14 protein-coding genes and 1 tRNA gene are annotated in these 24,476 nt (G+C 58.6%); 10 read left to right on the forward strand and 5 right to left on the reverse strand.

Going from position 1 to position 24,476, the window contains the following annotated elements:
- The first annotated feature begins 17 nt into the window (after positions 1 to 17).
- Complete coding sequence (locus tag AACY11_RS04215; RefSeq protein ID WP_339433662.1) at positions 18 to 1,952, forward strand: methyl-accepting chemotaxis protein; 1,935 nt, start codon at positions 18 to 20, stop codon at positions 1,950 to 1,952.
- Between the two features lie 81 nt (positions 1,953 to 2,033).
- Here the strand turns inward: AACY11_RS04215 and AACY11_RS04220 are convergent, their stop codons facing one another.
- The 3 genes from AACY11_RS04220 to AACY11_RS04230 form a co-directional block, all read right to left on the reverse strand.
- Positions 2,034 to 3,599 carry an ABC transporter permease gene (locus tag AACY11_RS04220; protein WP_339493933.1) on the reverse strand — a complete coding sequence of 522 codons (1,566 nt, stop codon included), beginning with the start codon at positions 3,597 to 3,599 and terminating at the stop codon, positions 2,034 to 2,036.
- Positions 3,599 to 4,609, reverse strand: coding sequence for an extracellular solute-binding protein (locus AACY11_RS04225; RefSeq protein WP_339433664.1), 1,011 nt, complete (start codon positions 4,607 to 4,609; stop codon positions 3,599 to 3,601). Before AACY11_RS04225 ends, AACY11_RS04220 begins: the two co-directional genes overlap by 1 nt.
- A 190-nt stretch (positions 4,610 to 4,799) precedes the next feature.
- Positions 4,800 to 4,886, reverse strand: a tRNA-Leu gene (locus tag AACY11_RS04230).
- A gap of 226 nt (positions 4,887 to 5,112) precedes the next feature.
- On the opposite strand from AACY11_RS04230, the gene rnr reads away from it, so the two are divergent.
- The 7 genes from rnr (at position 5,113) to dnaB (ending at position 12,408) form a co-directional block, all read left to right on the forward strand.
- Complete coding sequence (gene rnr, locus AACY11_RS04235; protein WP_339433665.1) at positions 5,113 to 7,743, forward strand: ribonuclease R; 2,631 nt, start codon at positions 5,113 to 5,115, stop codon at positions 7,741 to 7,743.
- On the forward strand, positions 7,740 to 8,504 hold the full coding sequence (gene rlmB, locus AACY11_RS04240; RefSeq protein WP_221733085.1) for a 23S rRNA (guanosine(2251)-2'-O)-methyltransferase RlmB: 765 nt from the start codon (positions 7,740 to 7,742) through the stop codon (positions 8,502 to 8,504). The genes rnr and rlmB overlap by 4 nt, the downstream gene beginning before the upstream one ends.
- Positions 8,505 to 8,811: 307 nt before the next feature.
- On the forward strand, positions 8,812 to 9,234 hold the full coding sequence (rpsF, locus tag AACY11_RS04245) for a 30S ribosomal protein S6 (protein WP_003236224.1): 423 nt from the start codon (positions 8,812 to 8,814) through the stop codon (positions 9,232 to 9,234).
- Between the two features lie 28 nt (positions 9,235 to 9,262).
- Positions 9,263 to 9,493: a 30S ribosomal protein S18 gene (rpsR, locus tag AACY11_RS04250; protein WP_002551829.1), complete on the forward strand. Its 231-nt coding sequence runs from the start codon at positions 9,263 to 9,265 to the stop codon at positions 9,491 to 9,493.
- Between the two features lie 36 nt (positions 9,494 to 9,529).
- Entirely contained in the window at positions 9,530 to 10,423 is an 894-nt protein-coding gene (locus AACY11_RS04255) for a hypothetical protein (protein WP_339433666.1), read from the forward strand.
- Between the two features lie 19 nt (positions 10,424 to 10,442).
- Positions 10,443 to 10,889 carry a 50S ribosomal protein L9 gene (gene rplI / locus AACY11_RS04260; RefSeq protein WP_003186385.1) on the forward strand — a complete coding sequence of 149 codons (447 nt, stop codon included), beginning with the start codon at positions 10,443 to 10,445 and terminating at the stop codon, positions 10,887 to 10,889.
- Positions 10,890 to 11,010: 121 nt separating this feature from the next.
- The gene (gene dnaB, locus AACY11_RS04265) at positions 11,011 to 12,408 is read left to right on the forward strand and encodes a replicative DNA helicase (RefSeq protein ID WP_339433667.1); all 1,398 of its coding nucleotides are present in this window, start codon (positions 11,011 to 11,013) and stop codon (positions 12,406 to 12,408) included.
- 43 nt (positions 12,409 to 12,451) lie between these two features.
- Here dnaB and AACY11_RS04270 read toward each other — a convergent pair whose 3' ends face one another.
- Together AACY11_RS04270 and AACY11_RS04275 are read right to left on the reverse strand one after the other, a co-directional pair.
- Positions 12,452 to 17,173 carry an NEL-type E3 ubiquitin ligase domain-containing protein gene (locus tag AACY11_RS04270; protein WP_339493934.1) on the reverse strand — a complete coding sequence of 1,574 codons (4,722 nt, stop codon included), beginning with the start codon at positions 17,171 to 17,173 and terminating at the stop codon, positions 12,452 to 12,454.
- Positions 17,174 to 17,225: 52 nt separating this feature from the next.
- Complete coding sequence (locus tag AACY11_RS04275; RefSeq protein ID WP_339493936.1) at positions 17,226 to 19,949, reverse strand: hypothetical protein; 2,724 nt, start codon at positions 19,947 to 19,949, stop codon at positions 17,226 to 17,228.
- A gap of 188 nt (positions 19,950 to 20,137) precedes the next feature.
- Here AACY11_RS04275 and AACY11_RS04280 point away from each other — a divergent pair, with 188 nt between their 5' ends.
- Together AACY11_RS04280 and ltrA are read left to right on the forward strand one after the other, a co-directional pair.
- Positions 20,138 to 22,450: a YgiQ family radical SAM protein gene (locus tag AACY11_RS04280; RefSeq protein WP_339464589.1), complete on the forward strand. Its 2,313-nt coding sequence runs from the start codon at positions 20,138 to 20,140 to the stop codon at positions 22,448 to 22,450.
- Between the two features lie 477 nt (positions 22,451 to 22,927).
- Positions 22,928 to 24,349, forward strand: coding sequence for a group II intron reverse transcriptase/maturase (gene ltrA, locus AACY11_RS04285; RefSeq protein ID WP_339493938.1), 1,422 nt, complete (start codon positions 22,928 to 22,930; stop codon positions 24,347 to 24,349).
- Positions 24,350 to 24,476: the final 127 nt, after the last annotated feature.

Raw genomic sequence — 24,476 nt, forward strand, 5'->3', positions numbered from 1 at the left:
ACGTAGAGGTATTCACAGTGTCGGCCGTTCTCTCACTGTTACAAAGCCGTTTATTGCGGCCTGTATTCGTTACCCTTGGTATCGCCCTTTTGGTGCAGGTGTTGGTGGCCGTCGCCCTGACACGGAGCACGGTCACCGCGCTGGAAGCTGATCTGGCGGTGCGGCTCGGTGCTGACAGCCAGAAACTTTCCGGCGAACTGGAGCAGGCAGGGCGTGAAGTCACGTCGAGTCTTGATGCTTTGTCCGCCAACACTCGTCAGCGGCTGACCGCGGGTCTGTCGTCGCGTTTGAAGGAAGAGCAGGCGCAACTTCGCGCGACACTGGAAAAGGATCTGCAGGATTCGGCCAATGACATGGCCCAATTGCTGGCTTCCGTTGCACCTCGCGCCATGTGGGATAGCGATGTACCGACCTTGTCTGAATTCGCCCGGCGCGCCCAGCGCAACCCCAGCGTGCTGTTCGTTGTGTACGACGATGCGACCGGTCAGCACCTGACCCGTTATCTCAATCGCGAAAACCCGATCAACAAGGCCTTGCTGGAAAAGGGCCAGGGTGAGCGTGCACTGGATAAAGTGCTGGATGCGGCGAAGCACGATCCGTCGGTCTATTACCTGGAGGCGTCGATCAATCCCAATGGCGTGGAAATCGGCAAGGTGTTGATGGGGGTCTCCACGGCGTCCGTAGAGACCGATCTGGCGGCGCTGGATAAGCGCTTCTCGGCGTTGATCGCCAGCAGTGATCAGTTGGTTGGCGACAGCCTCAAAGGCGCGGCAGCCGACAGTGCGACCGCGATGCGCGCGCGCCTGCAATCGGCGCAATCGACTGCGGTAGAAATGAAAGCCAATACTGCCAGTACCGTGCAGGACGCCGCCGCGACTCTGCGCTGGCGGATCGGCATGGGCCTGGCGCTGGTCGGTGCGGGTGTGCTGCTGTTGTTGGCCGTGGTTTTGGGTCATCGTGTGGTCAATCGCCTGAAGATGCTCAACGTGGCGATGGATGATCTCGCAGCGGGTGAGGGCGATCTGACCAAGCGTGTGCAAATCAACAGCAAGGATGAGATCGGCGACATGGCCTCGGCGGTCAATCGCTTTGTGGATAAGTTGCAGCCGATCGTGCGCGAGGCGGGCGACGTGGCTCAGCGCACGGGTGTGGAAATCGGTGCGATGACCCTGCGCAATGCCGGCGCGGATGCTGCGGCCGGGATGCAGCGCGACGAAGTGGCGGAAAGTCTGCGCGCACTGTCGCAAATGGCTGATGAGGCGCAATCGGAAAGCCATGCCATGCAGGCGGCGTTGAAGCAGGTGGTCGACATTCGACAGGCCACCGATGAAAACACCCGCACGTCGGCCAAGGTCGGCAGCCTGATCGAGGCGCTCGCCGGACAGGTCGATACCGGGGCAAAAGTCATCGAGCGACTGGCGCAGCAGAGCGAGCAGATTGAAGTCGTGCTGACAGTGATTCACGGGATTGCCGAGCAAACCAATTTGCTGGCGCTGAACGCGGCTATCGAAGCGGCGCGGGCGGGCGAGACCGGGCGCGGTTTCGCCGTGGTGGCGGACGAGGTTCGTGCACTGGCGAGTAAAACCCAGAGTTCTACCGGCGACATTCAAGCGCACATTGTGGCTTTGCAGCAGGGCGCGCGGGAGGCGGTGGAGGCGATTGGTCAGGCTGGGCGTCAGGCCAGCGAAGGTTTGCTGGTGCTGCGTGACAGTGCGCGCTTACAGCAATCTGTGCAGGTGTCGGTCGAGCAGGTGCACGCGGCAATTGGTTTGGCCACGCAGGCGGCGGCGCATCAGGCGCAAGGTGCACAGGCAGTGCGTGGGCGGGTCGAGACGATTCATGCTCAAGCCGAGAAAGCGGCTCAAGCGGTGGTGGAGACCACGGCCAGTGGCAAGGTGCTGGATGGTTTGGCGGCCCAGCTCAAGGCGAGCCTGGGGCAGTTCAGGGCGTGATTCAGATCCGATTGCCAGTAGGCTGGCTCCCACAGGGGGATGCATTCCACTGTGGGAGTGAGTCGGTTCGCGATGGCCGTTTCAGCGGCTCAGGTACATCCGGGTTGTCAGCAGATAAACCGGCAATCCAGAAACCACAATCAACAGCGCCGCATAAGGCGCTGCGGCCGCAAACTCGACATTCGCCGTATGCGCCCACACCTCGGTTGCCAACGTATTGAGACCGGTCGGACTCAGCAGCAACGTCGCGGTCAATTCCTTCATCGCATCCAGAAACACCAACGCAAACGCTGCGCCCAATGCCGGGAAGATGATCGGCAGTGTCACCCGGCAAAACGCCGTAAACGACGATGCGCCCAGTGTGCGTGCAGCCTCTTCCAGTTGCGGCGCTGCCTTGTTCAGTGCCGTGCGGATCGGAGCCTGAGCCAGCGGCAGGAACAACAGCGCATAAGCGATCAGCAACAGGCCGGACGTTTGATACAGCACAGGCACGTAGTGCAGGGCGAAATACACCAGCGTCAGCGCAATCACCAAACCCGGCAGCGCATGCAGCAGATACGGCAAGCGTTCGGCCCAGATCGCCAGTTGGCCTTTATAGCGCACCACCAGCAGCCCGACCGGCACTGCCAGCAACAGGCACAGTGCCGCGCCACCCAGCGATAACGCCAGCGATGACAGCAGCGCCTCGGAAATGGCCGCAACCGGGAATGCAGCCGAAGAGCCCACAGCCAGCCAGTACGCCAGCATGCCCAGTGGAATCCCGCTGCCAATGATCGCCAGGATCAGGCAATACAACTGGCCGACCGCCGCCCAAGGCCCTAGCAGAACCTGTTCAGCCTGACGCGCCGCACCTTGCCCGGTGCGCACGTGCCGGCCCTTGCCGCGCACTCGCAGTTCCAGCCACAGCAGCACCAGGCACAGCGCGAGCAGCACGGCGGACAGCATTGCTGCATTGGCGTTGCTGAATGCCAGTTCGAATTGTTGGTAGATCGCCGTGGTAAAGGTTTGCAGGCCAATGATCGACAGTGCGCCAAACTCCACCAGCATGTGTAAGGCGATCAGCAGCGAGCCCGCTAGCAGCGATGGCCAGAGCAGGGGCAGGGTGACCCGGAAAAAAACGCCCCAGCGATTCTGCCCCAAGGTGCGGGCTGACTCTTCGAGAGAAGGATCGAGATTGCGCAGGGTTGCCGCCACTGGGAGAAAGATCAGCGGGTATTTCGACAGGCTCATCACCAGAATCGCGCCGCCGAGGCCTTCGAACTGTGCGCTCAGCGAAACCCAGGTGAAGCTGCTGACAAACGCCGGAACCGCGAACGGCAGGCACAGGATCACACCCCACAAACGCCGCCCCGGCAGATTGCTGCGCTCCAGCAGCCAGGCCAGCGACAGACCGATCACGCCGCAGGTGATAGTCACGCCGACCATCAAGGCCAGCGTATTGCGCAGTAGACCGAAGACATAGGGGCGCCACAACAAATGCAGCGCCTCGGCCCAGCCGGCCTGCCAGGTCTTTATCCCAACGTAGGCCAGCGGCAACAGGCTCAAGACCACCAATAGCAATACCGGCAGTACCAGCCAGATCGATGGTCGCTTGCGCCGTGGCACGTACCCCCCGCGCGCGGCGGGGGCGGATAACGATGCGGTCATCAGTTCAAGCCAACTTCACGTTCCAGCTCCAGTGCTTGTTCAGCATTGCCCAAATCGGCCGGTGTGACGTTCGGCGCTTCCAGTTCGCTGAACGGCTTGAGGCCGCGATCCGATTCCATGCCTTTGTGCAGCGGGTATTCGGCGGTGGTTTGGGTGATCACGCGCTGGCCTTCTTCGCTGGCCATGTAGGCGAGCAATTGCTGCGCTTCTTTTGGGTGTTTGCTGGATTTCAGCACGGCAGCGCTGGAAACGGTAATCAAGCCGCCGACATCGCCGCCGGTGAAGTAGTGCAGTTTGGAATCCAGTTGGCCTTTCTCGCGTTGCAGGGCGAACCAGTAGTAGTTGTTCACCAGTACGGCGGCGACTTCACCGTTCTCGACGGCTTTGAGCGCGACCATGTTGTTGCTGTAGGTCTTGCCGAAAGCGCGCAGGCCGGTCAGCCATTCTTCGGCGGCATCGCGACCGTGCATTTTGATGATGGCCACGGCCTGTTCCTGGAAGGCGCCGCTGGTGGGCACAAAGCCGATCTTGCCTTGCCATTTCGGCTCGGAGAATTCCATTACCGACTTCGGCAGGTCTTTTTCGTCGATCAGTGTCGGGTTGAACGCCGCCACGCGAACGCGAGCGGTGACGCCGATCCAGGTGCCGTTGCCAGCGACGTATTTTTTCGGCAGTACGGCCAGTGTGGCGTCATCGGTCTTGGCCAGCAGGCCTTGTTCGCCGAGGTTATTCAGTGGAGGGGATTCTTCGGTGTAGATCACGTCGGCGGGGGAGCGGTCGCCTTCTTCGATGATCTGGCTGGCAAGCTGATTGCTGCTGCCTTTGCGGACATTGACGTGAATGCCGGTCTTGGCTTCAAAGGCTTTGGCGATCGCGTCGCCGACTTCCTTGTGTTGGCCGTTGTAGAGAGTCAGGGAAACCGCATCGGCAGCCTGGGCGAGGGGAGTGGCGAGTGCCAGGCCGAGGAGGGTGAAGGTAAAGCCTCGGCGCAGGGTATTTCGAAACGTCATTCGCAGGGTTCCTCACTGTCGCATTGCAAAAACTTGCAACAATGATAAACGATATTGTTTCTCAAATGCGCCTTGTGGCGTACGAGCAGGTTTGCTAAGGCGAGGGGAATGGATTTTCAAATGCCAGAAACGCAAAAACCCGCTTTCGCGGGTTTCTGTGAAATCCAAGGCCCTAACCTTGAATTTGAATTGGTGCCCAGAAGAAGACTCGAACTTCCACGACCGTAAGGTCACCAGCACCTGAAGCTGGCGTGTCTACCAATTTCACCATCTGGGCAGTATCGGCAGCGCATGTGCGTCGTCGATGGCGCGCACTATACGGAGCGTCTTTTTAACTGTAAACCCCTGCCAGCAAAAAAAATGGTTTTTTTTACCGGCGGTGTTCAAAACGGCTTTCCAGCTTCGATACAGGGCTTCAGAAGGGCCTTATAGAGTCGGAAATTTCCCGTTTGATGGCGCCTATGCCAAACTAACCCGTATATAGACAAGGTGAAAACTATCTAATGGCCGATTGGCAGTCCCTCGATCCCGAGGCCGCTCGTGAAGCGGAAAAATATGAAAACCCTATTCCTAGCCGCGAACTGATCCTGGCGCATCTCGCCGATCGGGGTTCGCCTGCTGCCCGCGAGCAACTGGTCGAAGAGTTTGGTCTGACCACAGAAGACCAGGTCGAAGCCCTGCGCCGCCGTCTGCGCGCCATGGAGCGCGACGCTCAACTGATCTACACCCGTCGTGGTACTTACGCGCCGGTGGATAAGCTCGACCTGATCCTCGGTCGCATCAGCGGTCACCGTGACGGCTTTGGCTTCCTGGTGCCGGACGACGGTAGCGATGACCTGTTCATGAGCCCGGCGCAAATGCGCTTGGTGTTCGACGGTGATCGCGCGCTGGCCCGTGTTTCCGGCCTCGATCGTCGCGGTCGCCGCGAAGGTGTGATCGTTGAAGTGGTGACCCGTGCTCACGAAAGCATTGTCGGTCGCTACTTTGAAGAGGGCGGCATCGGCTTCGTCGTTGCGGATAACCCGAAGATCCAGCAAGAAGTGCTGGTGACCCCGGGTCGCAATGCCAACGCCCAGATCGGCCAGTTCGTTGAGGTGAAGATCACTCACTGGCCGACACCACGCTTTCAGCCGCAAGGCGATGTGGTTGAAGTGGTCGGCAACTACATGGCGCCGGGCATGGAAATCGATGTCGCCCTGCGTACCTACGATATTCCGCACGTCTGGCCTGAAGCGGTTCTCAAAGAAGCCGCCAAGCTCAAGCCGGAAGTGGAAGACAAAGACAAAGAGAAGCGCGTCGACCTGCGCCATCTGCCGTTCGTCACCATCGACGGCGAAGATGCCCGCGACTTCGACGATGCGGTCTATTGCGAAGCCAAGCCTGGCAAGCTGCGACTGTTCTCCGGTGGCTGGAAGTTGTACGTGGCGATTGCCGACGTTTCCAGTTACGTGAAAATCGGTTCGGCGCTGGACAACGAAGCCCAGGTGCGCGGCAACTCGGTGTACTTCCCTGAGCGCGTAGTGCCGATGCTGCCAGAGCAGTTGTCCAACGGCCTCTGCTCGCTGAACCCGCATGTCGATCGTCTGGCCATGGTTTGCGAGATGACCATCTCCAAGTCTGGCGAAATGACTGACTACTGCTTCTATGAGGCGGTGATTCATTCTCACGCTCGTCTGACCTACAACAAGGTCAGCGCGATGCTGGAAACGCCGAAGGTTGCCGAAGCGCGTAAATTGCGTGGCGAATACACCGACGTCGTGCCGCACCTCAAGCAGCTTTATTCGCTGTACAAAGTGTTGCTGGCCGCCCGTCATGTGCGTGGCGCGATCGATTTCGAGACTCAGGAAACCCGGATCATCTTCGGTTCCGAGCGCAAGATTGCCGAAATCCGCCCGACCACCCGTAATGATGCGCACAAGCTGATTGAGGAATGCATGCTGGCGGCCAACGTGGCCACTGCCGAATTCCTGAAGAAACACGAAATCCCGGCGCTGTATCGTGTCCACGATGGTCCGCCGCCGGAGCGTCTGGAAAAACTGCGCGCCTTCCTCGGTGAACTTGGCCTGTCCCTGCACAAAGGCAAGGACGGCCCGTCGCCGAAGGACTATCAGGCCTTGCTGGCGAGCATCAAGGACCGTCCGGATTTCCATCTGATCCAGACCGTGATGCTGCGCTCGCTGAGCCAAGCGGTGTACAGCGCTGACAATCAGGGCCACTTCGGCCTGAATTACGAAGCCTATACCCACTTCACTTCGCCGATCCGTCGTTACCCGGATCTGCTTACGCACCGCGCGATCCGCAGCGTGATCCATTCGAAACAGGACACCCCGCACGTTCGTCGTGCCGGCGCGATGACCATTCCGAAAGCGCGCATCTATCCGTACGACGAAGCGGCACTGGAGCAACTCGGCGAGCAATGCTCGATGAGCGAGCGCCGTGCCGACGAAGCGACCCGCGACGTAGTGAACTGGCTCAAGTGCGAGTTCATGAAAGACCGCGTGGGCGAATCGTTCCCGGGTGTGATCACCGCCGTGACCGGTTTTGGCCTGTTCGTCGAACTGACCGATATCTACGTCGAAGGCCTGGTGCATGTCACCGCGCTGCCGGGTGATTACTACCACTTCGATCCTGTGCATCACCGCCTGGCGGGCGAGCGCACCGGTCGTAGCTTCCGTCTCGGCGACACCGTTGAAGTGCGCGTGATGCGCGTCGATCTTGACGAGCGCAAGATCGACTTCGAGATGGCGGAAAAAACCATCAGCGCACCGATTGGTCGCAAAAAACGCGGTCACGAAACGGCTGCTCCAGCCGCCAAGGCTTCGGAAGAAAAGGCGCCGGCAAAAACCGCCAGTCGCCGTCCGGCCAAGGAAAAAGCTGTCGAAGCCTATCGCCCAAGCGATGCCGTGGCGAAAAATGCCGAGCTGCGTAAAAGCCGTGAAATGAAGAAAGCGCTGCTTTCCGACGCCAAAAACGGTGGTAAAGCGGCGTCCGGGGGAAAGACCGGGCGGTCGGCGCCTGAAAAGGCGACCGGCGGCAAGCCAGCCAAACCGAGCAAGCACCGTAAAGGCCCGCCGAAGGCGGGTTCTGCTCCAGCCAAAAGTGGCGGAGCACGTAAACCGAAGGCGAAGTCATGAGTCAGTTGGAAAAAATCTACGGCGTTCACGCGGTAGAAGCGTTGTTGCGTCACCACCCCAAGCGCGTCAAGCAGATCTGGCTGGCCGAAAGCCGTAACGATCCGCGTGTGCAGACCCTGATCGAACTGGCCAATGAAAATCGTGTCCAGGTCGGTCAGGCAGAGCGACGTGAAATGGACGCTTGGGTTGAAGGCGTGCATCAGGGCGTGGTCGCGGACGTGAGTCCTAGCCAGGTCTGGGGCGAGGCGATGCTCGACGAGTTGCTTGATCGCACCGAAGGCGCGCCGCTGTTGCTGGTGCTCGACGGCGTGACCGATCCGCATAACCTCGGTGCCTGTCTGCGTTCGGCGGATGCTGCTGGTGCGCTCGCCGTGATCGTGCCCAAAGACAAGTCGGCGACCCTGACGCCCGTCGTGCGTAAAGTGGCCTGCGGTGCGGCGGAAGTAATTCCGCTGGTGGCAGTGACCAACCTTGCGCGCACGCTGGAAAAGCTGCAGCAGCGCGGTTTGTGGGTTGTCGGTACGGCGGGCGAGGCCGAGGTCAGCATTTATGACCAGGACCTGACCGGCCCGACCATCCTGATCATGGGCGCCGAAGGCAAAGGCATGCGTCGCCTGACTCGCGAACATTGCGACTATCTGGTGAATCTGCCGATGGCCGGTAGCGTCAGCAGTCTCAACGTGTCCGTGGCGACGGGGGTATGCCTGTTCGAAGCGCAGCGCCAGCGTGGCGTCAAAGCCAAGGCCTCCGCCAAGAAATAAAGTTGTATGCAATCAATTGTGGGAGCGGGCTTGCTCGCGAAGGCGCAGTGTCAGTCGACAACAATGTTGCCTGATGTATCGCATTCGCGAGCAAGCCCGCTCCCACATTGGTTTGTGGTGAAGGCAGGATTGGTGATTGTTCAAATAATCACCAATTGCCTTGCACCTCTTCAGTCCCTTCTCTACAATTGCGCCCCTTGCTGTCACGGCAGGCACGCATGTGCCCCGCACCGGCAAGTCCATAAGTGTCATTCACTCCTTGTCTGACCGTTTTTGAGCGGCAGGCTACAACCCGTAAGGAGCATTCATGCGTCATTACGAAATCATCTTTTTGGTCCACCCGGATCAAAGCGAGCAAGTCGGCGGCATGGTTGAGCGTTACACCAAGCTGATCGAAGAAGACGGCGGCAAAATCCACCGTCTGGAAGATTGGGGCCGTCGTCAACTGGCCTACGCAATCAACAATGTTCACAAGGCTCACTACGTGATGCTGAACGTTGAGTGCACTGGCAAGGCCCTGGCCGAGCTGGAAGACAACTTCCGCTACAACGATGCAGTGATCCGTAACCTGGTCATCCGTCGCGAAGAAGCCGTTACCGGCCAATCCGAGATGCTCAAGGCTGAAGAAAACCGCAGTGAGCGCCGTGAGCGTCGCGACCGTCCTGAGCACGAAGGCGCTGATAGCGCTGATAGTGATGACAGCGACAACAGCGATAACGCTGACGAGTAATCCACGGACCTTTTAAGGAGCCTATCAAATGGCACGTTTCTTCCGTCGTCGTAAATTCTGCCGCTTCACCGCTGAAGACGTGAAAGAGATCGATTACAAAGATCTCAACACTCTGAAAGCCTACGTATCCGAGACCGGCAAAATCGTTCCAAGCCGCATCACCGGTACCAAAGCTCGTTATCAGCGTCAGCTGGCTACCGCTATCAAGCGCGCCCGCTTCCTGGCCCTGCTGGCCTACACCGACAGCCACGGCCGCTGAGACCGGGCAGTCGACAAGTAGCAAAGGATTGAATGCATGCGTGCCTTAGCTGAGTTCATCATGCGAGGCCGTATGCAGGCCACTCTCGTGGTGGCCGGATGTGCAACATTGCCGTTGTTGTATTGGTTGGGTGCTGCCGCCGGGAGCCTTGTGCTTCTGCGGCGCGGATTGACGGACGCCCTCGGCGTTCTGTCCCTGGGGCTGCTGCCGGCATTGGTCTGGTGGTTGTATGCCGATGATCCACGCGCACTTTTAGTGCTGCTGGGGTCTTCGGGGCTTGCGTTGGTTTTGCGCGCAAGTGAGTCCTGGGTTCGCACGCTGCTGGTCAGCGTAGCCATTGGAGTGGTGTTTTCAGTGGTGCTCGGGGCGGCGTTTGCAGCCCAGATCGAGATGCTCGCGCAGGCCCTTATAAAGGTCATGCCAGCGCTTCTCGGTGAGACCTACAAGCAATTGTCGGTCGATGAGCAAGCGCGTTTCGCGTCCCTGATTGCACCGGTCCTGACCGGGCTGATTGCGGCTTTGTTGCAGATCGTCAGCGTGCTGAGCCTGATTGTCGGGCGTCATTGGCAGGCGTTGTTGTACAACCCGGGTGGTTTTGGTCGCGAGTTTCGCGCCATCCGAATCCCGCTGGGGCCGGCGATGTTACTGCTGGCGTTGATGCTTCTGGGCCCGAATCTCGGTGCACAGATGGCCATGTTGACGCCGTTGTGCAGTGTACCGCTGGTGTTCGCCGGACTTGCCCTGATTCACGGGCTGGTCGGGCAGAAGCGACTGGCCGGTTTCTGGCTGGTGGGGTTGTACGTCACGCTGTTGCTGTTCATGCAGCTGATCTATCCGTTGCTCGTGGTTCTGGCCATTGTCGACAGCCTGATTGATTTTCGCGGTCGTCACGTGTCGAAAGACACCGACAGCGCGAACGGTGAAGGTTAAAAGTTAAGAGGATTTCCACATGCAACTGATCCTTCTGGAAAAAATCGCCAACCTGGGCAACCTGGGCGACAAAGTAAACGTTAAGGCCGGTTACGGCCGTAACTACCTGCTGCCTTTCGGCAAAGCGACCGCTGCGACTGCTGCCAACCTGGCTGCGTTCGAAGAGCGTCGTGCCGAGCTGGAAAAAGCTGCCGCAGACCGTAAAGCATCGGCTGAAAGCCGTGCTGCCCAACTGGCCGAGCTGGAAGTGACCATCACTGCCACCGCTGGCGACGAAGGCAAGCTGTTCGGTTCGATCGGTACTCACGACATCGCTGACGCACTGACCGCCTCCGGCGTTGAAGTTGCGAAAAGCGAAGTTCGTCTGCCGAACGGCACCATCCGCAACGTAGGCGAATTCGACGTAGCCGTGCACCTGCACGCCGAAGTTGAAGCCACCGTACGCGTTGTCGTGGTAGCAGCTTAAGTAACACCTGATCGGCTGGCGGCTTGCCCGTCAGACGGTTAACATCGGGCACGATCCTGTTTACAGGTCGTGCCCTTTGTCTTTCTGGTACTCCCGTTTTCAACCCTGACTCCAAGTGGCCATGAACGAAATCTCCGCTCCTGAGCAATACGATCTGCAAACCGCTGCCCTGAAGGTGCCGCCGCATTCCATCGAAGCCGAACAGGCTGTACTCGGTGGTCTGATGCTGGACAACAACGCCTGGGAACGCGTGCTCGATCAAGTCTCCGATGGCGATTTCTATCGACATGACCACCGTTTGATTTTCCGTGCGATCGCCAAACTGGCCGATCAGAACATGCCGATCGATGTCGTGACCCTTGCCGAGCAATTGGACAAGGAAGGTCAGACGTCGCAAGTCGGTGGCCTCGGTTATCTCGGCGAACTGGCGAAAAACACACCGTCCGTCGCCAACATCAAAGCCTATGCGCAGATCGTTCGAGAGCGAGCGACCTTGCGCCAGTTAATCGGCATCAGCACTGAAATTGCCGACAGCGCCTTCAACCCGGAAGGCCGTACGGCCGCCGAGATTCTCGACGAAGCCGAACGCCAGATCTTCCAGATCGCCGAGGCCCGGCCTAAAACCGGTGGCCCGGTCGGCGTAAACGATTTGCTGACCAAAGCCATCGACCGCATCGATACGTTGTTCAACACCGACAACGCCATCACCGGCCTGTCCACTGGTTATACCGACCTCGACGAGAAAACCAGCGGTCTGCAACCGTCCGACCTGATCATCGTCGCCGGTCGTCCGTCGATGGGTAAAACCACCTTTGCGATGAACCTGGTGGAAAACGCCGTGTTGCGCAGTGAGAAGGCCGTGCTGGTGTATTCCCTCGAGATGCCAGGCGAATCGCTGATCATGCGTATGCTGTCCTCGCTCGGCCGTATCGACCAGACCAAGGTGCGTTCCGGCCAACTGGAAGACGATGATTGGCCACGCCTGACTTCAGCGGTGAACCTGCTCAACGATCGCAAGCTGTTCATCGATGACACCGCCGGTATCAGCCCGTCGGAAATGCGCGCGCGTACTCGACGTCTGGTGCGTGAGCACGGCGATGTCGGCCTGATCATGATCGACTACTTGCAACTGATGCAGATCCCCGGCTCCAGCGGTGACAACCGGACCAACGAGATTTCCGAAATCTCGCGATCCCTGAAAGCCCTCGCCAAGGAATTCAACTGCCCGGTAGTGGCTCTGTCGCAGCTCAACCGTTCCCTGGAACAACGCCCCAACAAGCGCCCGGTAAACTCCGACTTGCGCGAATCCGGAGCGATCGAGCAGGACGCCGACGTGATCATGTTTGTGTACCGGGACGAGGTGTATCACCCGGAAACCGAGCACAAGGGCATCGCCGAAATCATCATCGGCAAGCAGCGGAACGGCCCTATCGGCTTTATCCGCCTGGCGTTCATCGGTAAATACACGCGTTTCGAAAACCTCGCGCCGGGCAGTTACAACTTCGACGACGACGAGTGATGGCTGGCCGAAATCATTCGGCCAGCGCTCCTCTTTTTGCGTGTTATTCAGTTGTGCCGTCTGCCTCCTCGTCAGTGTTGGTGGCTGGATGCTCGCTCAGTTCCTGTCGGGACAACGACTCGATCAGTGCCTCTTCCTCGGTCGCCAGTGATTTTTGCAGCGCCCTGGATTGTGCGTCGTAATCGTTAAACCCAAGCGTGTTAGCTACGTGCGCGTCGTCGAGGATGGCTTGTCGATCCTGGAACGTCTGGCGGTGCGCTTCGAATTGTGCCCGGTACTTATGAGTGATGAATTCCTGCCAGAACTCCCTCGACACCAACGCCTTGAATTCTTCAGGGGAGTTATCCATAGCGATGACTTTTTTGTACGCGGCATTCAATTGCGCTTTTGACACATTGGCCAGCCGGGCAAATCCCATTTGTTCGGGTTGTCCCGGCAGTTGCAGCCGGTCTTTCAGGAAGTATCGATAGGCGAGTCTGATTTCGACTTCCTCTGACACGTGTGGCGCTGGAGCGGCCGCGCCCCTCTGAGGCCCCCTCGCTTCGATGATTCTTGCCTCACGCTGCGCAATGTCCGCCGATGCGATTTTGTCGACTTCATGCAAGCGGAACAACGCTTTGGAAAGCGCAGACAATTGCGGGCCCCGTGCTTCGTCTTGAGCCTGGGCACGCGCATCGTGCGCCATTGCCCGGGTTTCCAGATTAGCGAACGTGAAGGCTGCCCGATCACAGCAGGCCGCTTCGCCGGCCCGATCAAATACCTCCTTGCGCAGGCGTTCGGACGCCGGATTGTTTTCGGTAATGCTGTCGATCAGCTTCCAGACCCGGCGCTGAAGCTCATTGTGGCCGTCGGGAACCTCGAGCAAGCGTGCAAGCGTATTGAACAGACCATCCGAGCGTTGTTCATCACGCAGTGTTTGCCATTGGACTCTTCTGGCTGATACCTGATCTTCCGATAGCCCTATTGTCCAGCGCGTCATTGGATCATTTGCCGCAATCCGGATGACTGCCCGGACATGGCCGCGCGCCGTAGCGACCAGATCGCGCTGGCTAGTCATCGGTATCTGGGCTTCGATAAGACGGTTGTTGTATTGTTCCAGCCGCGTGCGGGTGGCCACTGACAATGGATTGTTAGTGATGCTGGTCACGTTATTGACCCGCGCACTGTTGGCGAGTCGTTCAGCCGGCGGGGTTATGACCGCATCGGGGATTTCCTCGATCCGGTTGTTGTTCAGATTCACAATGCCCAGCAGTGGCTGATCGGCAAGCCCGGCAGGGAAGGTGTTGATGCCTGTGTTTGCCAGATCAATCTCGCGCATGTCTGTTATCAGGGTGAAGTCCGGGGTGATACCGAGTTGCGGATTTTCGTGCAGCCACAAGGCTCGCAATGTTGTGCGCTGCGACAGAACGCGGGCAGTGTCGGCGGTCAGGATAATCCGGTTGTTCTGCAGAAACAGGCGAGTCAGCCCATTCATTTCTCCAACTGCAGGAGGCAATTCACGCAATTGGTTGTGCGAAAGATCCAGCCAGCGCACATGGCGAAAATGGGTCAGAAAACCTTCTGGCGAGGTGCTCAGATTCATGTTGCTCAGTTTGAGCGAGCCGACGTGACTGAAGTCCGCGTCGATGTCTGGCAGGCTCGGCAGGCGCAGGCCGCCGAGATTCAGTTCCAGGCCGATGGGTGTACCGTCATTGGCATGTTTTTGCGGTGTTTCCCCCCTCCAGCAACTCAGAATCCGCTCACTTGCCACGACACGGTCAGGACGGGTTCGCGCGTTGACCGCTAACTGATTCGCCCGAATGTAGCCCCCGCGGTTGCCGCCTCCAGAAAAAACCCAATCGTCGAGCTGACTTTTCAGTACGCGGTGTTCCCGTTCAAGACTTTGGAGTTTCGTTGCTGCCGCGGTTTCACTCTCAAAGCTCCAGAGGTATTCCCTGCACTTCTTGATGTCCTTGCCTGGAAATAATCGCCGATACCGCTGCGCCGGGGAGTTGTCGGTATCAAATATCACTCCATGGTAAGAGGTCAGCAGATCGGGGTGTTCCTCGTTCACTCGACGCCAGTAGTCGTCGAATTTTCTCCAGTAATCGGCAGGGAAATGGTTGCCACCGAGTGACGCGGCTCTATTGATCCGGGCGATCGTCAGCAACTGTTCAGGCGCAGGATTGATAAATGCCTGCGGTACTTCATTCAAGCGATTATTGTGCAGATCAAAAATGAGCAGCCCGGTCTTGTCCTGCAATCCAGTCGGCCATTGATTGATTCCCGTGTTATTCAGCATCAGGTATTTCAGCTTGGACATCTTGCTGAAGTCAGGGGTGAGCGTGAGCGTTGGGTTGTCAGAAAGATTGATGATCTCCAGATGACTCATGGCGCTGAGCGTTGCAGCGCTTTGCTCGTCCAGTGCAAGGTAGTTGTTGCTCAGGTTCAGATTGTTCAATTTGTCCATCGCGCCAATTTGCCCGGGTAACGTTTCAATCCTGGAACGGGTAATGGACAAACGCTCCAGATTGGGAAAACCGGACAGAAATGTATCGGCATCGCCCGACCAGATAACAGCGCTGAGACTGAGTTGCTTTACATGACTGAAGTCCACGCTCAGGGCCGGGAGTGGCGCGTTGATGGAAGGCAGCTTGAGTATTTCGTCCGAGTCCTGAAGCCAGCAGTTCTTGAGGGTTTGGGCGACACGTTGCGCCTGTATTTTGGCCGGCGTGTCGACGGCGGACGGCTCGGGTTGACTGTCGGCGACATAGGCATCGAGCTGGCTTTCCAGTACATCCAGTTCCTGAAGGCGTCGACCCAGTTTGGCTTCTGTCTCAGGGTCCAATCCGATAAAAAACTCTCTGGCCTCTTGTGCCGACTTGTCCGGGTACAGCCGCTGTACGTTGGCGACCTCCGGGATATCACCGTCAAGCCTGAACGCACCGGGCAGGCTGTTGGTGCCCAGCCCTGGATGATCGGCTGTGACACGTTGCCAATACAATTCAAGCGTTTTCCAGTAGCCGGCAGGGAATGGATTGCCCTCAAACAGCGTGACGCTGTTGATCCGGGCGATCGCTTCGAACTGATCAGGGGAGGGGGAAAGGATGGCCGATGGGACTTCTGTCAGCCGGTTCCTGCGCAGGTCGACGTGTTCGAGTCCGGTCTGGTGCTGCAAGCCGATAGGCCACTGATCCAATTGTGTATTGCTCAGGTTCAGGGTCTTGAGTTCGCTCATGCCGGTGAAGTCAGGTGGCTTGCCCAACGGGTTGTCCGACAGATCAAGGTTCTTGAGTTGGCCGAGTGCGCTCAGTTTTGCCGCGGTTTGTGCATTGAGCACAATACGGTTCGAACTCAGATCCAGTGTGCTCAGGTGGGGCATATGAGTAACGGCGGCGGGCAGTGTATCGAGCGACGAGTGGGTCACTGTCAGACGCTCCAGGCCGGAGAATCCACTGAGGAATGTATCGGCGGTGTCTGACCAGGTGACGGCGTCCAGATCCAGGCGCCGGATATGGCTGAAATCCGCTGTTAATGCCGGCAGCGTTCCATCGCCCGGCTCAAGTCGAAATGTATCCCCTGTCTGCTGGCGCCAGCAGCGCTTGATGTCATTGGCGACCTGTTGCGCCCAGCCTTTTGCTGTTGCCTGGGGCGAAGCGGTGGACGTGTTTCTGATCCAGATCTTCAGTTCGGCCTTGAGTGTCTTGTAGTCGGTTTCGCGACGGGTCAAGACGTCGCGGACATCACTGCCCAGTGAGCGGATAAAGTCTCTGATCTGATCCTCGGTGTGATCCGGGAACAGTTTTCGGGCACGGGACTCTGGGCTGCGCAGTCGAGTGAGCATCAGCGAGAGTCTTTCCGGCAGGCTCAGGGATGCTGTGGGGTTGGCGTCACTGCGCACCATCCCGCCGGCACCGGCTACCGTAATCCCGACCCAGCCTTGTATGGCATCGAAAACGATGGGCTCCGACCTTCCCGGGCGTGTCGCGACATACAGATTGCCGTTGTCGCTGGACACAGGATCTTCGCCTCGCACGATACGCATTACGGTGGCCAGCGGGGTTGATGCGTCTGGATCGTGCAGTACCTGGTACGTGTGATTCTCGATCACCACGTAGAGTTTGCCGTCGAACTGATGCAGGCCATTGCTATCGGGTGTTGCGTCACTCAAGTCCAGCCCGGTGCGGAAAGCCTCCAGGCGTGTGGAAGATAACGCAAAGGTAATGGGCTCGAAGTCTTCCAGCGGGTGCCACAGGCCGCTGGCGGTGTCACGCAGCATCACCGGACCTGTTGGTTTCGACTCTTTCGCCAGGGCGGCCCGGTACAGTCCCGTGTCCGGATCTTGCTTGACCGGCACGATGGCGCCCCCTGGCTCGTCGACGTATCGGCGCCCCCTGTATGTCCTGAAACCCTCGGCATCGGCGGCCGCCAACGTGGGCGGCGCGCTGATCCGGTAATGCTCCAGCGACTCCACAGCGGGTGTGGGGGTGGCACCGAGCGTCATTGTTTCAGTTGTTTCGTGAACCGTGATCTGTGGTGCCGGCCTGATTGCATCGAGATCGACACCGCCGGTGTTTCTGCCCGATACCGTCGGATTGTCACCCAGGTGCAGGGGGGGCGCGCCAGTGTTGATGCGCGGCGTATTTTCTTGCGGCGATGGGCCTGGGCGATGGTGTATATCGACAGTGGCGTTGCCTCTGACGGGTGGTTTTGGTGACATTCTTTCTTCCTTGATGGGGTGTTTATCCGCGCCCGCGAGGGCGTGCTGATAAGCGTTCGGCGTCATTGCCTGTTTGTACTGGGGCTACATCAAAGCCTGCTGTTCGGGCTTTGCGCATTTACTCGGAGGCTGCGGCGTGACTGTCTGCCAGGGCGAATATTTTGCTCGCTGTTCTGCCATCGAACCTTTGCCGCCAGATGCCGACGTGCGGCAAACCGGCCCGTTCATCTCGGCGCTGAGACTCGATACCTCGTCTGCTTTGTTCAAGCGTCTTGAGATGAGCGCCATCGACCTTGAAGCTCAGAGGCAGGCTCTTCTCGGCGTCGTAGTGAAAATGCGCGTGCCACAACGGCGTGTTATCGGCGCTGTCGCTGATCGAATAAACATCCAGAAACGACCTTTTCTGGCCTTTTCCCGATTGTTTGCGATCAACGATCTTGCTTGCCTTGAGCTCGTTACGATCCAGCAGATAGTTCAGGCGCATGATGTCCAGCACGTCTTTGTTCTTGTACATCCGCACCAGCGTTTTCTGGCCTAGTTCTGTCAACGAAACGGCGGCGGCCCGCAACTGTCCGGCCAGGTTGATGATCACTCGATCTTCAACATCTGTATCGTGGTTTTCCAGTTGCCTTGCCTGTTGATTGAGCAGATCGGTTTCCTTGCCCAGATCTTCGACGATCTTTGTCGGGTTAGTGTTTTGGGCTTCTTGTGTTCTCGCGTTGGTCGCGTGATCTTCGACCCTGGCCAGTAACCGGTTCGCCTCGCCAATGAGTTGTGGCCGTGGCGTTCGGATAAGCGGAGGAAGCACGGGCAGCCATTCGTCTTCTATTTTTTTGTAGCGCCTGGGAGGCGAATCAGGTCGCAGCAGGTCGGGAACCTTGATGGTGATGGTGCCGTCCAGTGCGGTTTCCGTTTCCCCGACCAACACTCTGTAAGTGCCGTGCTGACGGGTGCGGAATATTTTCCTGGCGCGCGCGGGAGGGGCTGACGCCTCGTTGATAGGTTGCGGCGGGATAAAGTCGAAATCAATGTCTTGGTCGAGGCTCGGCAGATCGTGAGCTCGCTCGGACGCGTCAAGAATTTCGGTCAACTTGTTTTCGATTTTTTTCTCGATGGGATCGATCAGGGTAACGATCTCCCTGATGTATTCGGCGTTGGGATGCTCCGCGGCCAGCAGTGTTTCAAAGCGGGTTTTATCTCCCTTGATTTGATCAAGGGCCAACAGCAGTGCCATTGGATGCTCTCGTTGCGGAGCGTTTTGCAAATCTCCGGTGATCAGATCGATGGCCGAGAGCGAGGGCATGGTCGTGTTTGGCGCATGGTCGGGAGTGTCCGCAAACAGGTGAACGTAAAGGGTCAGTTTGTTGAAGTTGATGCGCTCGGTATCGTGCACCTGGAGGCGTAGTTCGGCGAGTCGAGGGGCTGCTCCGGGTGAGGCTTTTCTGATCTGCTCCATCACCGCCTGGCGCTCTTCGAGAAACTTCAGTTTCTTGTTCAGATGTTTGATGGTTTTCTTGCAGTTTCCGGCACTCAAATCTGTCACCGAAGGCCGGACCCTGAGATCCATGACGGCCATCAGTCTGTTGAGATATTCCACGCGTTCTATCCGGAAGGTATGCAGCTCTTCCTTGAACACCCCGCTTGCTTTGACGAGGGGGAGCCAATCCTTGTTAACAACCAGCGACTGAATAAAGTCCGTCTGTTTTTTGATGTGCTTGAGCAGGTGTACCTCAAGCGCGATCAGGCCCGCCGTTTTGGCCGCGCCATCCGGCAAGTCGCGGACCTGGCCCCAAAGTGTGTCGTAATGTTCAGATGATTCGGTCAGAGCCCGGTGAGCATCCGCGAAAGGTTGGTAACGTTGCATCAGAAGCGCCAGGTTGGCTTGCAGGCCCTCATTGCGGCGCATGCCGCCCCTCAAACCCGTGAGGATGGAAACCCAGGTGTTCTCCTCGCTCCGAATGATCGCCCGGGTTTCGCCACTGCGACTGGCGCGGTAGATGTTCGCGCTATCGGAGGCAACGGGATCCTTGGGGTTAACAATGCGCCACACCTTTTGAGTCGGCGTGGACGCGTCAAGGTCCTGCATGACCTGATACGCGTGGCTGTCGATGACCACATAGAGCTTGCCGTCGTGGCGAAACAGGCCGTCACTGCCAGGCTCGACACCGCTGAAATCCAGATCCGAGCGAAAAGCGTTCAGCCTTGCCTGCGTCAGTGGGAGCCTGCTTGAGTCAACGTCATTGAGCGGATGCCAGAGGTCGCTGTCGGTGTCGCGCAGCAATACCGGACCGGAGGGAAGCAATTCGCTCGAAAGTCGCGCCCGATACAGTCCGGTGTCCGGATCCACTGCGACAAGAACGGTACCGCCATCGGGCACGTCGACATACCGGCGTTTGTTGTAAACCCTGAAACCTTCGCTGTTGGCAGCCGGTAACCCTTTCACGGCTTTGAGCCAGTAGTTCTTCAGCGGCTGATGGATGACGGAAGGCGCTGAAATGGGAGACGGCGTCAGATGAATCATGACGGCAGGGGCCGGTAGTATTGCGTCAAGGTCTGTATCGCCCGGCAGTCTGGCCGGCGGCTTCGCAGGGTCGACAGCGATCCATGGATCGAAGACTTTGCGGCCCGCAGCGTCAGGATGCGGTGCGTCGATGTCCGTTCGTCGATTCGGTCTGATATGGACATCCACATTCAAGTGGGGGCCATTACGAGGTGGTTTTCCTGCCATGTTTTTCATCCTTGAAAAATGCCCTCCGGCTTTCGCGCAAGGGCTTGTTTTATTTGGCATCGTGCCGGTTTGCATGATTGCGCAGGTGGCGGTGGAGCTGTCGGCAGCACCCATCCATGGGCGCCTGACTGGCGTTTGGCATCATTGCCAGTGTCTGGCGGGTCGAAAGCCGCCGTAGCCTTTTCTGCTTGAAGCACAGAAGAGGGGGCTGAGATTAACAACCGACCATTGCCGTCGGAATTGGTCAAATTTTGTGCTATATTCCGCGCCCGCGATTTTTCATCTCAACACCGGTCGTCGACATGCAAGCAGCCAAGCCGTTATTTGACTATCCAAAATATTGGGCCGAATGTTTCGGGCCAGCGCCATTCCTGCCAATGAGCAGGGAGGAGATGGATCAGCTTGGCTGGGATTCGTGCGACATCATCATTGTTACGGGAGATGCCTACGTCGATCACCCGTCGTTTGGCATGGCAATCATTGGCCGGCTGCTGGAGTCTCAGGGCTTTCGCGTCGGGATCATTGCGCAGCCGAACTGGCAGTCCAAAGACGACTTCATGAAGCTCGGCGAGCCGAACCTGTTCTTCGGGGTCGCGGCCGGCAACATGGATTCGATGATCAACCGCTACACCGCGGACAAAAAGATCCGTTCCGACGACGCCTACACCCCGGGCGGCATGGCTGGCAAACGTCCGGATCGCGCCAGCCTGGTTTACAGCCAGCGCTGCAAAGAGGCGTACAAACATGTGCCGATCGTGCTCGGCGGCATTGAAGCCTCCCTGCGCCGTATCGCTCACTACGATTACTGGCAGGATCGCGTGCGCAACTCGATCCTGATCGACGCCAGCGCCGACATCCTGCTGTACGGCAACGCCGAGCGAGCCATCGTTGAAGTCGCGCAGCGCCTGTCCTACGGTCACAAGATCGAAGACATCACCGACGTGCGCGGCACCGCGTTCATTCGTCGCGATACGCCGAAAGACTGGTACGAAGTCGATTCCACACGCATCGACCGTCCGGGCAAGGTCGACAAGATCATCAACCCGTACGTGAATACCCAGGACACCCAGGCCTGCGCCATCGAGCAGGAAAAGGGCCCGGTCGAAGATCCGCAGGAAGCCAAGGTCGTGCAGATCCTGGCCAGCCCGCGCATGACCCGCGACAAGACCGTGATCCGCCTGCCGTCGGTTGAAAAGGTTCGTGGTGATGCCGTGCTTTATGCCCACGCCAACCGCGTGCTGCACCTGGAAACCAACCCGGGTAACGCCCGTGCGCTGGTGCAGAAGCATGGCGAAGTCGACGTCTGGTTCAACCCGCCGCCGATTCCGATGACCACTGAGGAAATGGACTACGTGTTCGGCATGCCTTACGCCCGTGTCCCGCACCCGGCGTACGGCAAGGAGAAAATCCCGGCCTACGACATGATCCGTTTCTCGGTGAACATCATGCGTGGCTGCTTCGGTGGCTGCACCTTCTGCTCGATCACCGAGCACGAAGGCCGGATCATCCAGAACCGTTCCGAAGAGTCGATCATTCGCGAAATCGAAGAGATCCGCGACAAGGTGCCAGGTTTCACCGGTGTCATTTCCGACCTCGGCGGCCCGACCGCGAACATGTACCGCATCGCCTGCAAAACGCCGGAAATCGAATCCGCGTGCCGCAAGCCGTCCTGTGTGTTCCCGGGCATCTGCCCGAACCTGAACACCGACCACTCGTCGCTGATTCAGCTGTACCGCAGTGCCCGTGCGTTGCCGGGTGTGAAGAAGATTCTGATTGCTTCCGGCCTGCGTTATGACCTCGCGGTCGAGTCGCCGGAGTACGTCAAAGAGCTGGTGACCCACCACGTCGGTGGTTACCTGAAGATCGCCCCGGAACACACCGAGGAAGGTCCGCTCAACCAGATGATGAAACCGGGCATCGGCAGCTATGACAAGTTCAAGCGCATGTTCGAGAAGTACACCAAGGAAGCCGGGAAAGAGCAGTACCTGATTCCGTACTTCATCGCTGCGCACCCGGGCACCACCGACGAAGACATGATGAACCTGGCCCTGTGGCTCAAGGGCAACGGCTTCCGCGCCGACCAGGTGCAGGCGTTCTACCCGTCACCGATGGCCACCGCCACCGCGATGTACCACTCGGGCAAGAACCCGCTGCGCAAGGTCACTTACAAGAGCGACGGCGTGACCATCGTCAAGAGCGAAGAGCAGCGTCGTCTGCACAAGGCGTTCTTGCGTTACCACGACCCGAAAGGCTGGCCGATGCTGCGTGAAGCGCTGACCCGCATGGGCCGTGGCGATCTGATCGGACCGGGCAAGGATCAACTGATCCCGCTGCATCAGCCGTCCACCGACAGCTACCAGAGCGCCCGTCGCAAGAACTCGACGCCGGCTGGCAGCCATAAAGTGGCGAAAGAGGGCAAAGAGAAAACCACCAAGATGCTCACCCAGCACACCGGTCTGCCACCGCGTGCCAGTGATGGTGGTAATCCGTGGGACAAGCGTGAACAGGCCAAGGCGGCGGCGTTCGCCCGCAACCAGCAGGCCGCCAAGGAGCGCAAGGACGCGGCCAAGGGCAAAGGGCCGAAACCGGCGCGCAAACCGGTGGTGCCACGCTAAGTCGCTTTTTAGCTCAACAGAACGCCAACCTTCGGGTTGGCGTTTTGCATTGTGCGCCAGGCATGGCGCGTTGCGCGTAAGCGCAACCAGCTTGGCTGTGGTGGCCTCGCTGGTGACTTGGAGGTGAAAGTCCTCTACACACCCGGCAAGGGGAAGTGTTAGCCAGAGGCAAGGGTGTCGCGGGTGACCGCGAATCTGAAGGAAGCCCGAGGCAAAATGCTGGCCTGACGAACAGGAAGCGGATCAGGCGGCGTAGCGGGGTCAGGTGGCAATGCTCATCAAAGCCCAATACTTGCACGGAGCGCTACGACGTAAATCCGACAGGCATAAGCAGGAAGGTCGCGCGAATTACCCTGGGAGATCTGCACGTTTGCCGCTGTGCTACCGAGCGTCGAGAGGCGACGGGATGAACGTGCAGAAGTCAGCCGAGGCCGTAGTAAGTGGCGGTTAACCGCGCCACCAAGGGCCGAACAAGTTATGCCGCCAGTAGGCGTCAAAGTCTCGTTGAATACCGAAATGCAGAAATTTCTCCCAGAGAAGACTGTTACTCCGAGTCCCGGACAGAATCCGAGGATGACGACTGACAGCGCACAGGTATCAGCGGCGTCTGTGACGGGGACGAACGCGGAGCCGGGCACGTTGATGGCGCGGGTGCTCGCACCCGCCAACCTCAAGCGTGCGTATCAACGCGTAGTCAGCAACAAGGGGGCGCCGGGTGCCGATGGCATGACGGTCGCCGACTTGGGGGGCTACGTGAAACAGTATTGGCCGATCCTTAAGGCTCGGTTGCTGGCAGGCGAGTACCACCCGCAAGGTGTACGCGCCGTCGACATCCCCAAACCCAAAGGAGGAACACGGCAACTGGGTATCCCCAATGTCGTGGATCGCCTGATTCAACAGGCTTTGCTGCAACAGCTCACGCCAATCTTCGACCCTCTGTTCTCGGACTACAGCTACGGCTTTCGACCGGGTAGAAGCGCTCACCAAGCCATCGAAACAGCCCGCGCCCATGTGGCGGCGGGTCACCGCTGGTGCGTGGAACTTGATCTGGAGAAGTTCTTTGATCGGGTCAACCACGATGTATTGATGGCCTACATCGAGCGTCAAATCGAAGATAGATGTGTGCTCACGCTGATCCGTCGTTATCTCGAAGCGGGAACGATGTCAGGCGGACTCGTCAGTCGCCGGCAGGAAGGGACGCCGCAAGGCGGCCCGCTCTCGCCGTTGCTGTCGAACATCCTGCTCAACGAACTCGATTGTGAATTGGAACGGCGGGGCCATCGTTTTGTACGTTATGCCGACGATGCGAACATTTATGTGCGCAGTCGTCGCGCAGGCGAACGGGTGATGGCTAGCGTTGAGCGTTTCCTGAGGCAGCGCCTGAAACTGACGCTGAACCGGGAAAAGAGCCGAGTAGCCGGATCGTGGATGTGTGATTACTTGGGCTATGGGATGAGCTGGCATCGACAGCCACGGTTACGAGTGGCAACGATGAGCTTGCTTCGCTTGCGCGACCGGCTCGGGGCGCTTCTGCGCGGAGCACGAGGACGTAAAATGGCCTATACCATTGAGCGTATAAACCCTGTGCTGCGCGGTTGGGCTGGATACTTCAAGCTCACTCAGGGCAAACGCGCTTTAGAGATACTTGATGGGTGGGTGCGTCACAAGCTTCGTTGTGCTCTTTGGCGGCAATGGAAACGGCCCTCAGCGAGGGCGCGCAACCTGATGCGCTTGGGGATAGACGAGCAGCGCGCTTACCAGTCAGCGTTCAATGGTCGAGGCCCTTGGTGGAATTCGGGGGCACCTCATATGAATCAGGCGCTGCCGAAGAAGCTCTGGGATGGACTCGGACTGGTCTCGATACTGGATACGATAACTCGGCTTAATCGCATAATTTGAACCGCCGTATACGGAGCCGTACGTACGGTGGTGTGAGAGGACGACGGATGTAAATCCGTCTCCTACTCGATTCAGGGCTCGGGAAATGTGGTGAGGCTACTGACGCCTTCGCGAGCAAGCCCACACA

Origin of the sequence: Pseudomonas sp. RA_105y_Pfl2_P56, from assembly GCF_963970845.1 — a bacterium.
In the GTDB taxonomy this organism is placed as follows: domain Bacteria; phylum Pseudomonadota; class Gammaproteobacteria; order Pseudomonadales; family Pseudomonadaceae; genus Aquipseudomonas; species Aquipseudomonas baetica_A.

Excerpts from the sequence above, each read along its gene's own strand:
- AACY11_RS04220 (WP_339493933.1), bottom strand. The coding sequence starts at position 3,599 with ATGACCGCATCGTTATCCGCCCCCGCCGCGCGCGGGGGGTACGTGCCA.
- AACY11_RS04225 (WP_339433664.1), bottom strand. The coding sequence starts at position 4,609 with ATGACGTTTCGAAATACCCTGCGCCGAGGCTTTACCTTCACCCTCCTC.
- rnr (WP_339433665.1), top strand. The coding sequence starts at position 5,113 with ATGGCCGATTGGCAGTCCCTCGATCCCGAGGCCGCTCGTGAAGCGGAA.
- rlmB (WP_221733085.1), top strand. The coding sequence starts at position 7,740 with ATGAGTCAGTTGGAAAAAATCTACGGCGTTCACGCGGTAGAAGCGTTG.
- rpsF (WP_003236224.1), top strand. The coding sequence starts at position 8,812 with ATGCGTCATTACGAAATCATCTTTTTGGTCCACCCGGATCAAAGCGAG.
- rpsR (WP_002551829.1), top strand. The coding sequence starts at position 9,263 with ATGGCACGTTTCTTCCGTCGTCGTAAATTCTGCCGCTTCACCGCTGAA.
- AACY11_RS04255 (WP_339433666.1), top strand. The coding sequence starts at position 9,530 with ATGCGTGCCTTAGCTGAGTTCATCATGCGAGGCCGTATGCAGGCCACT.
- rplI (WP_003186385.1), top strand. The coding sequence starts at position 10,443 with ATGCAACTGATCCTTCTGGAAAAAATCGCCAACCTGGGCAACCTGGGC.
- dnaB (WP_339433667.1), top strand. The coding sequence starts at position 11,011 with ATGAACGAAATCTCCGCTCCTGAGCAATACGATCTGCAAACCGCTGCC.
- AACY11_RS04270 (WP_339493934.1), bottom strand. The coding sequence starts at position 17,173 with ATGACGCCGAACGCTTATCAGCACGCCCTCGCGGGCGCGGATAAACAC.
- AACY11_RS04275 (WP_339493936.1), bottom strand. The coding sequence starts at position 19,949 with ATGGGTGCTGCCGACAGCTCCACCGCCACCTGCGCAATCATGCAAACC.
- AACY11_RS04280 (WP_339464589.1), top strand. The coding sequence starts at position 20,138 with ATGCAAGCAGCCAAGCCGTTATTTGACTATCCAAAATATTGGGCCGAA.
- ltrA (WP_339493938.1), top strand. The coding sequence starts at position 22,928 with ATGCCGCCAGTAGGCGTCAAAGTCTCGTTGAATACCGAAATGCAGAAA.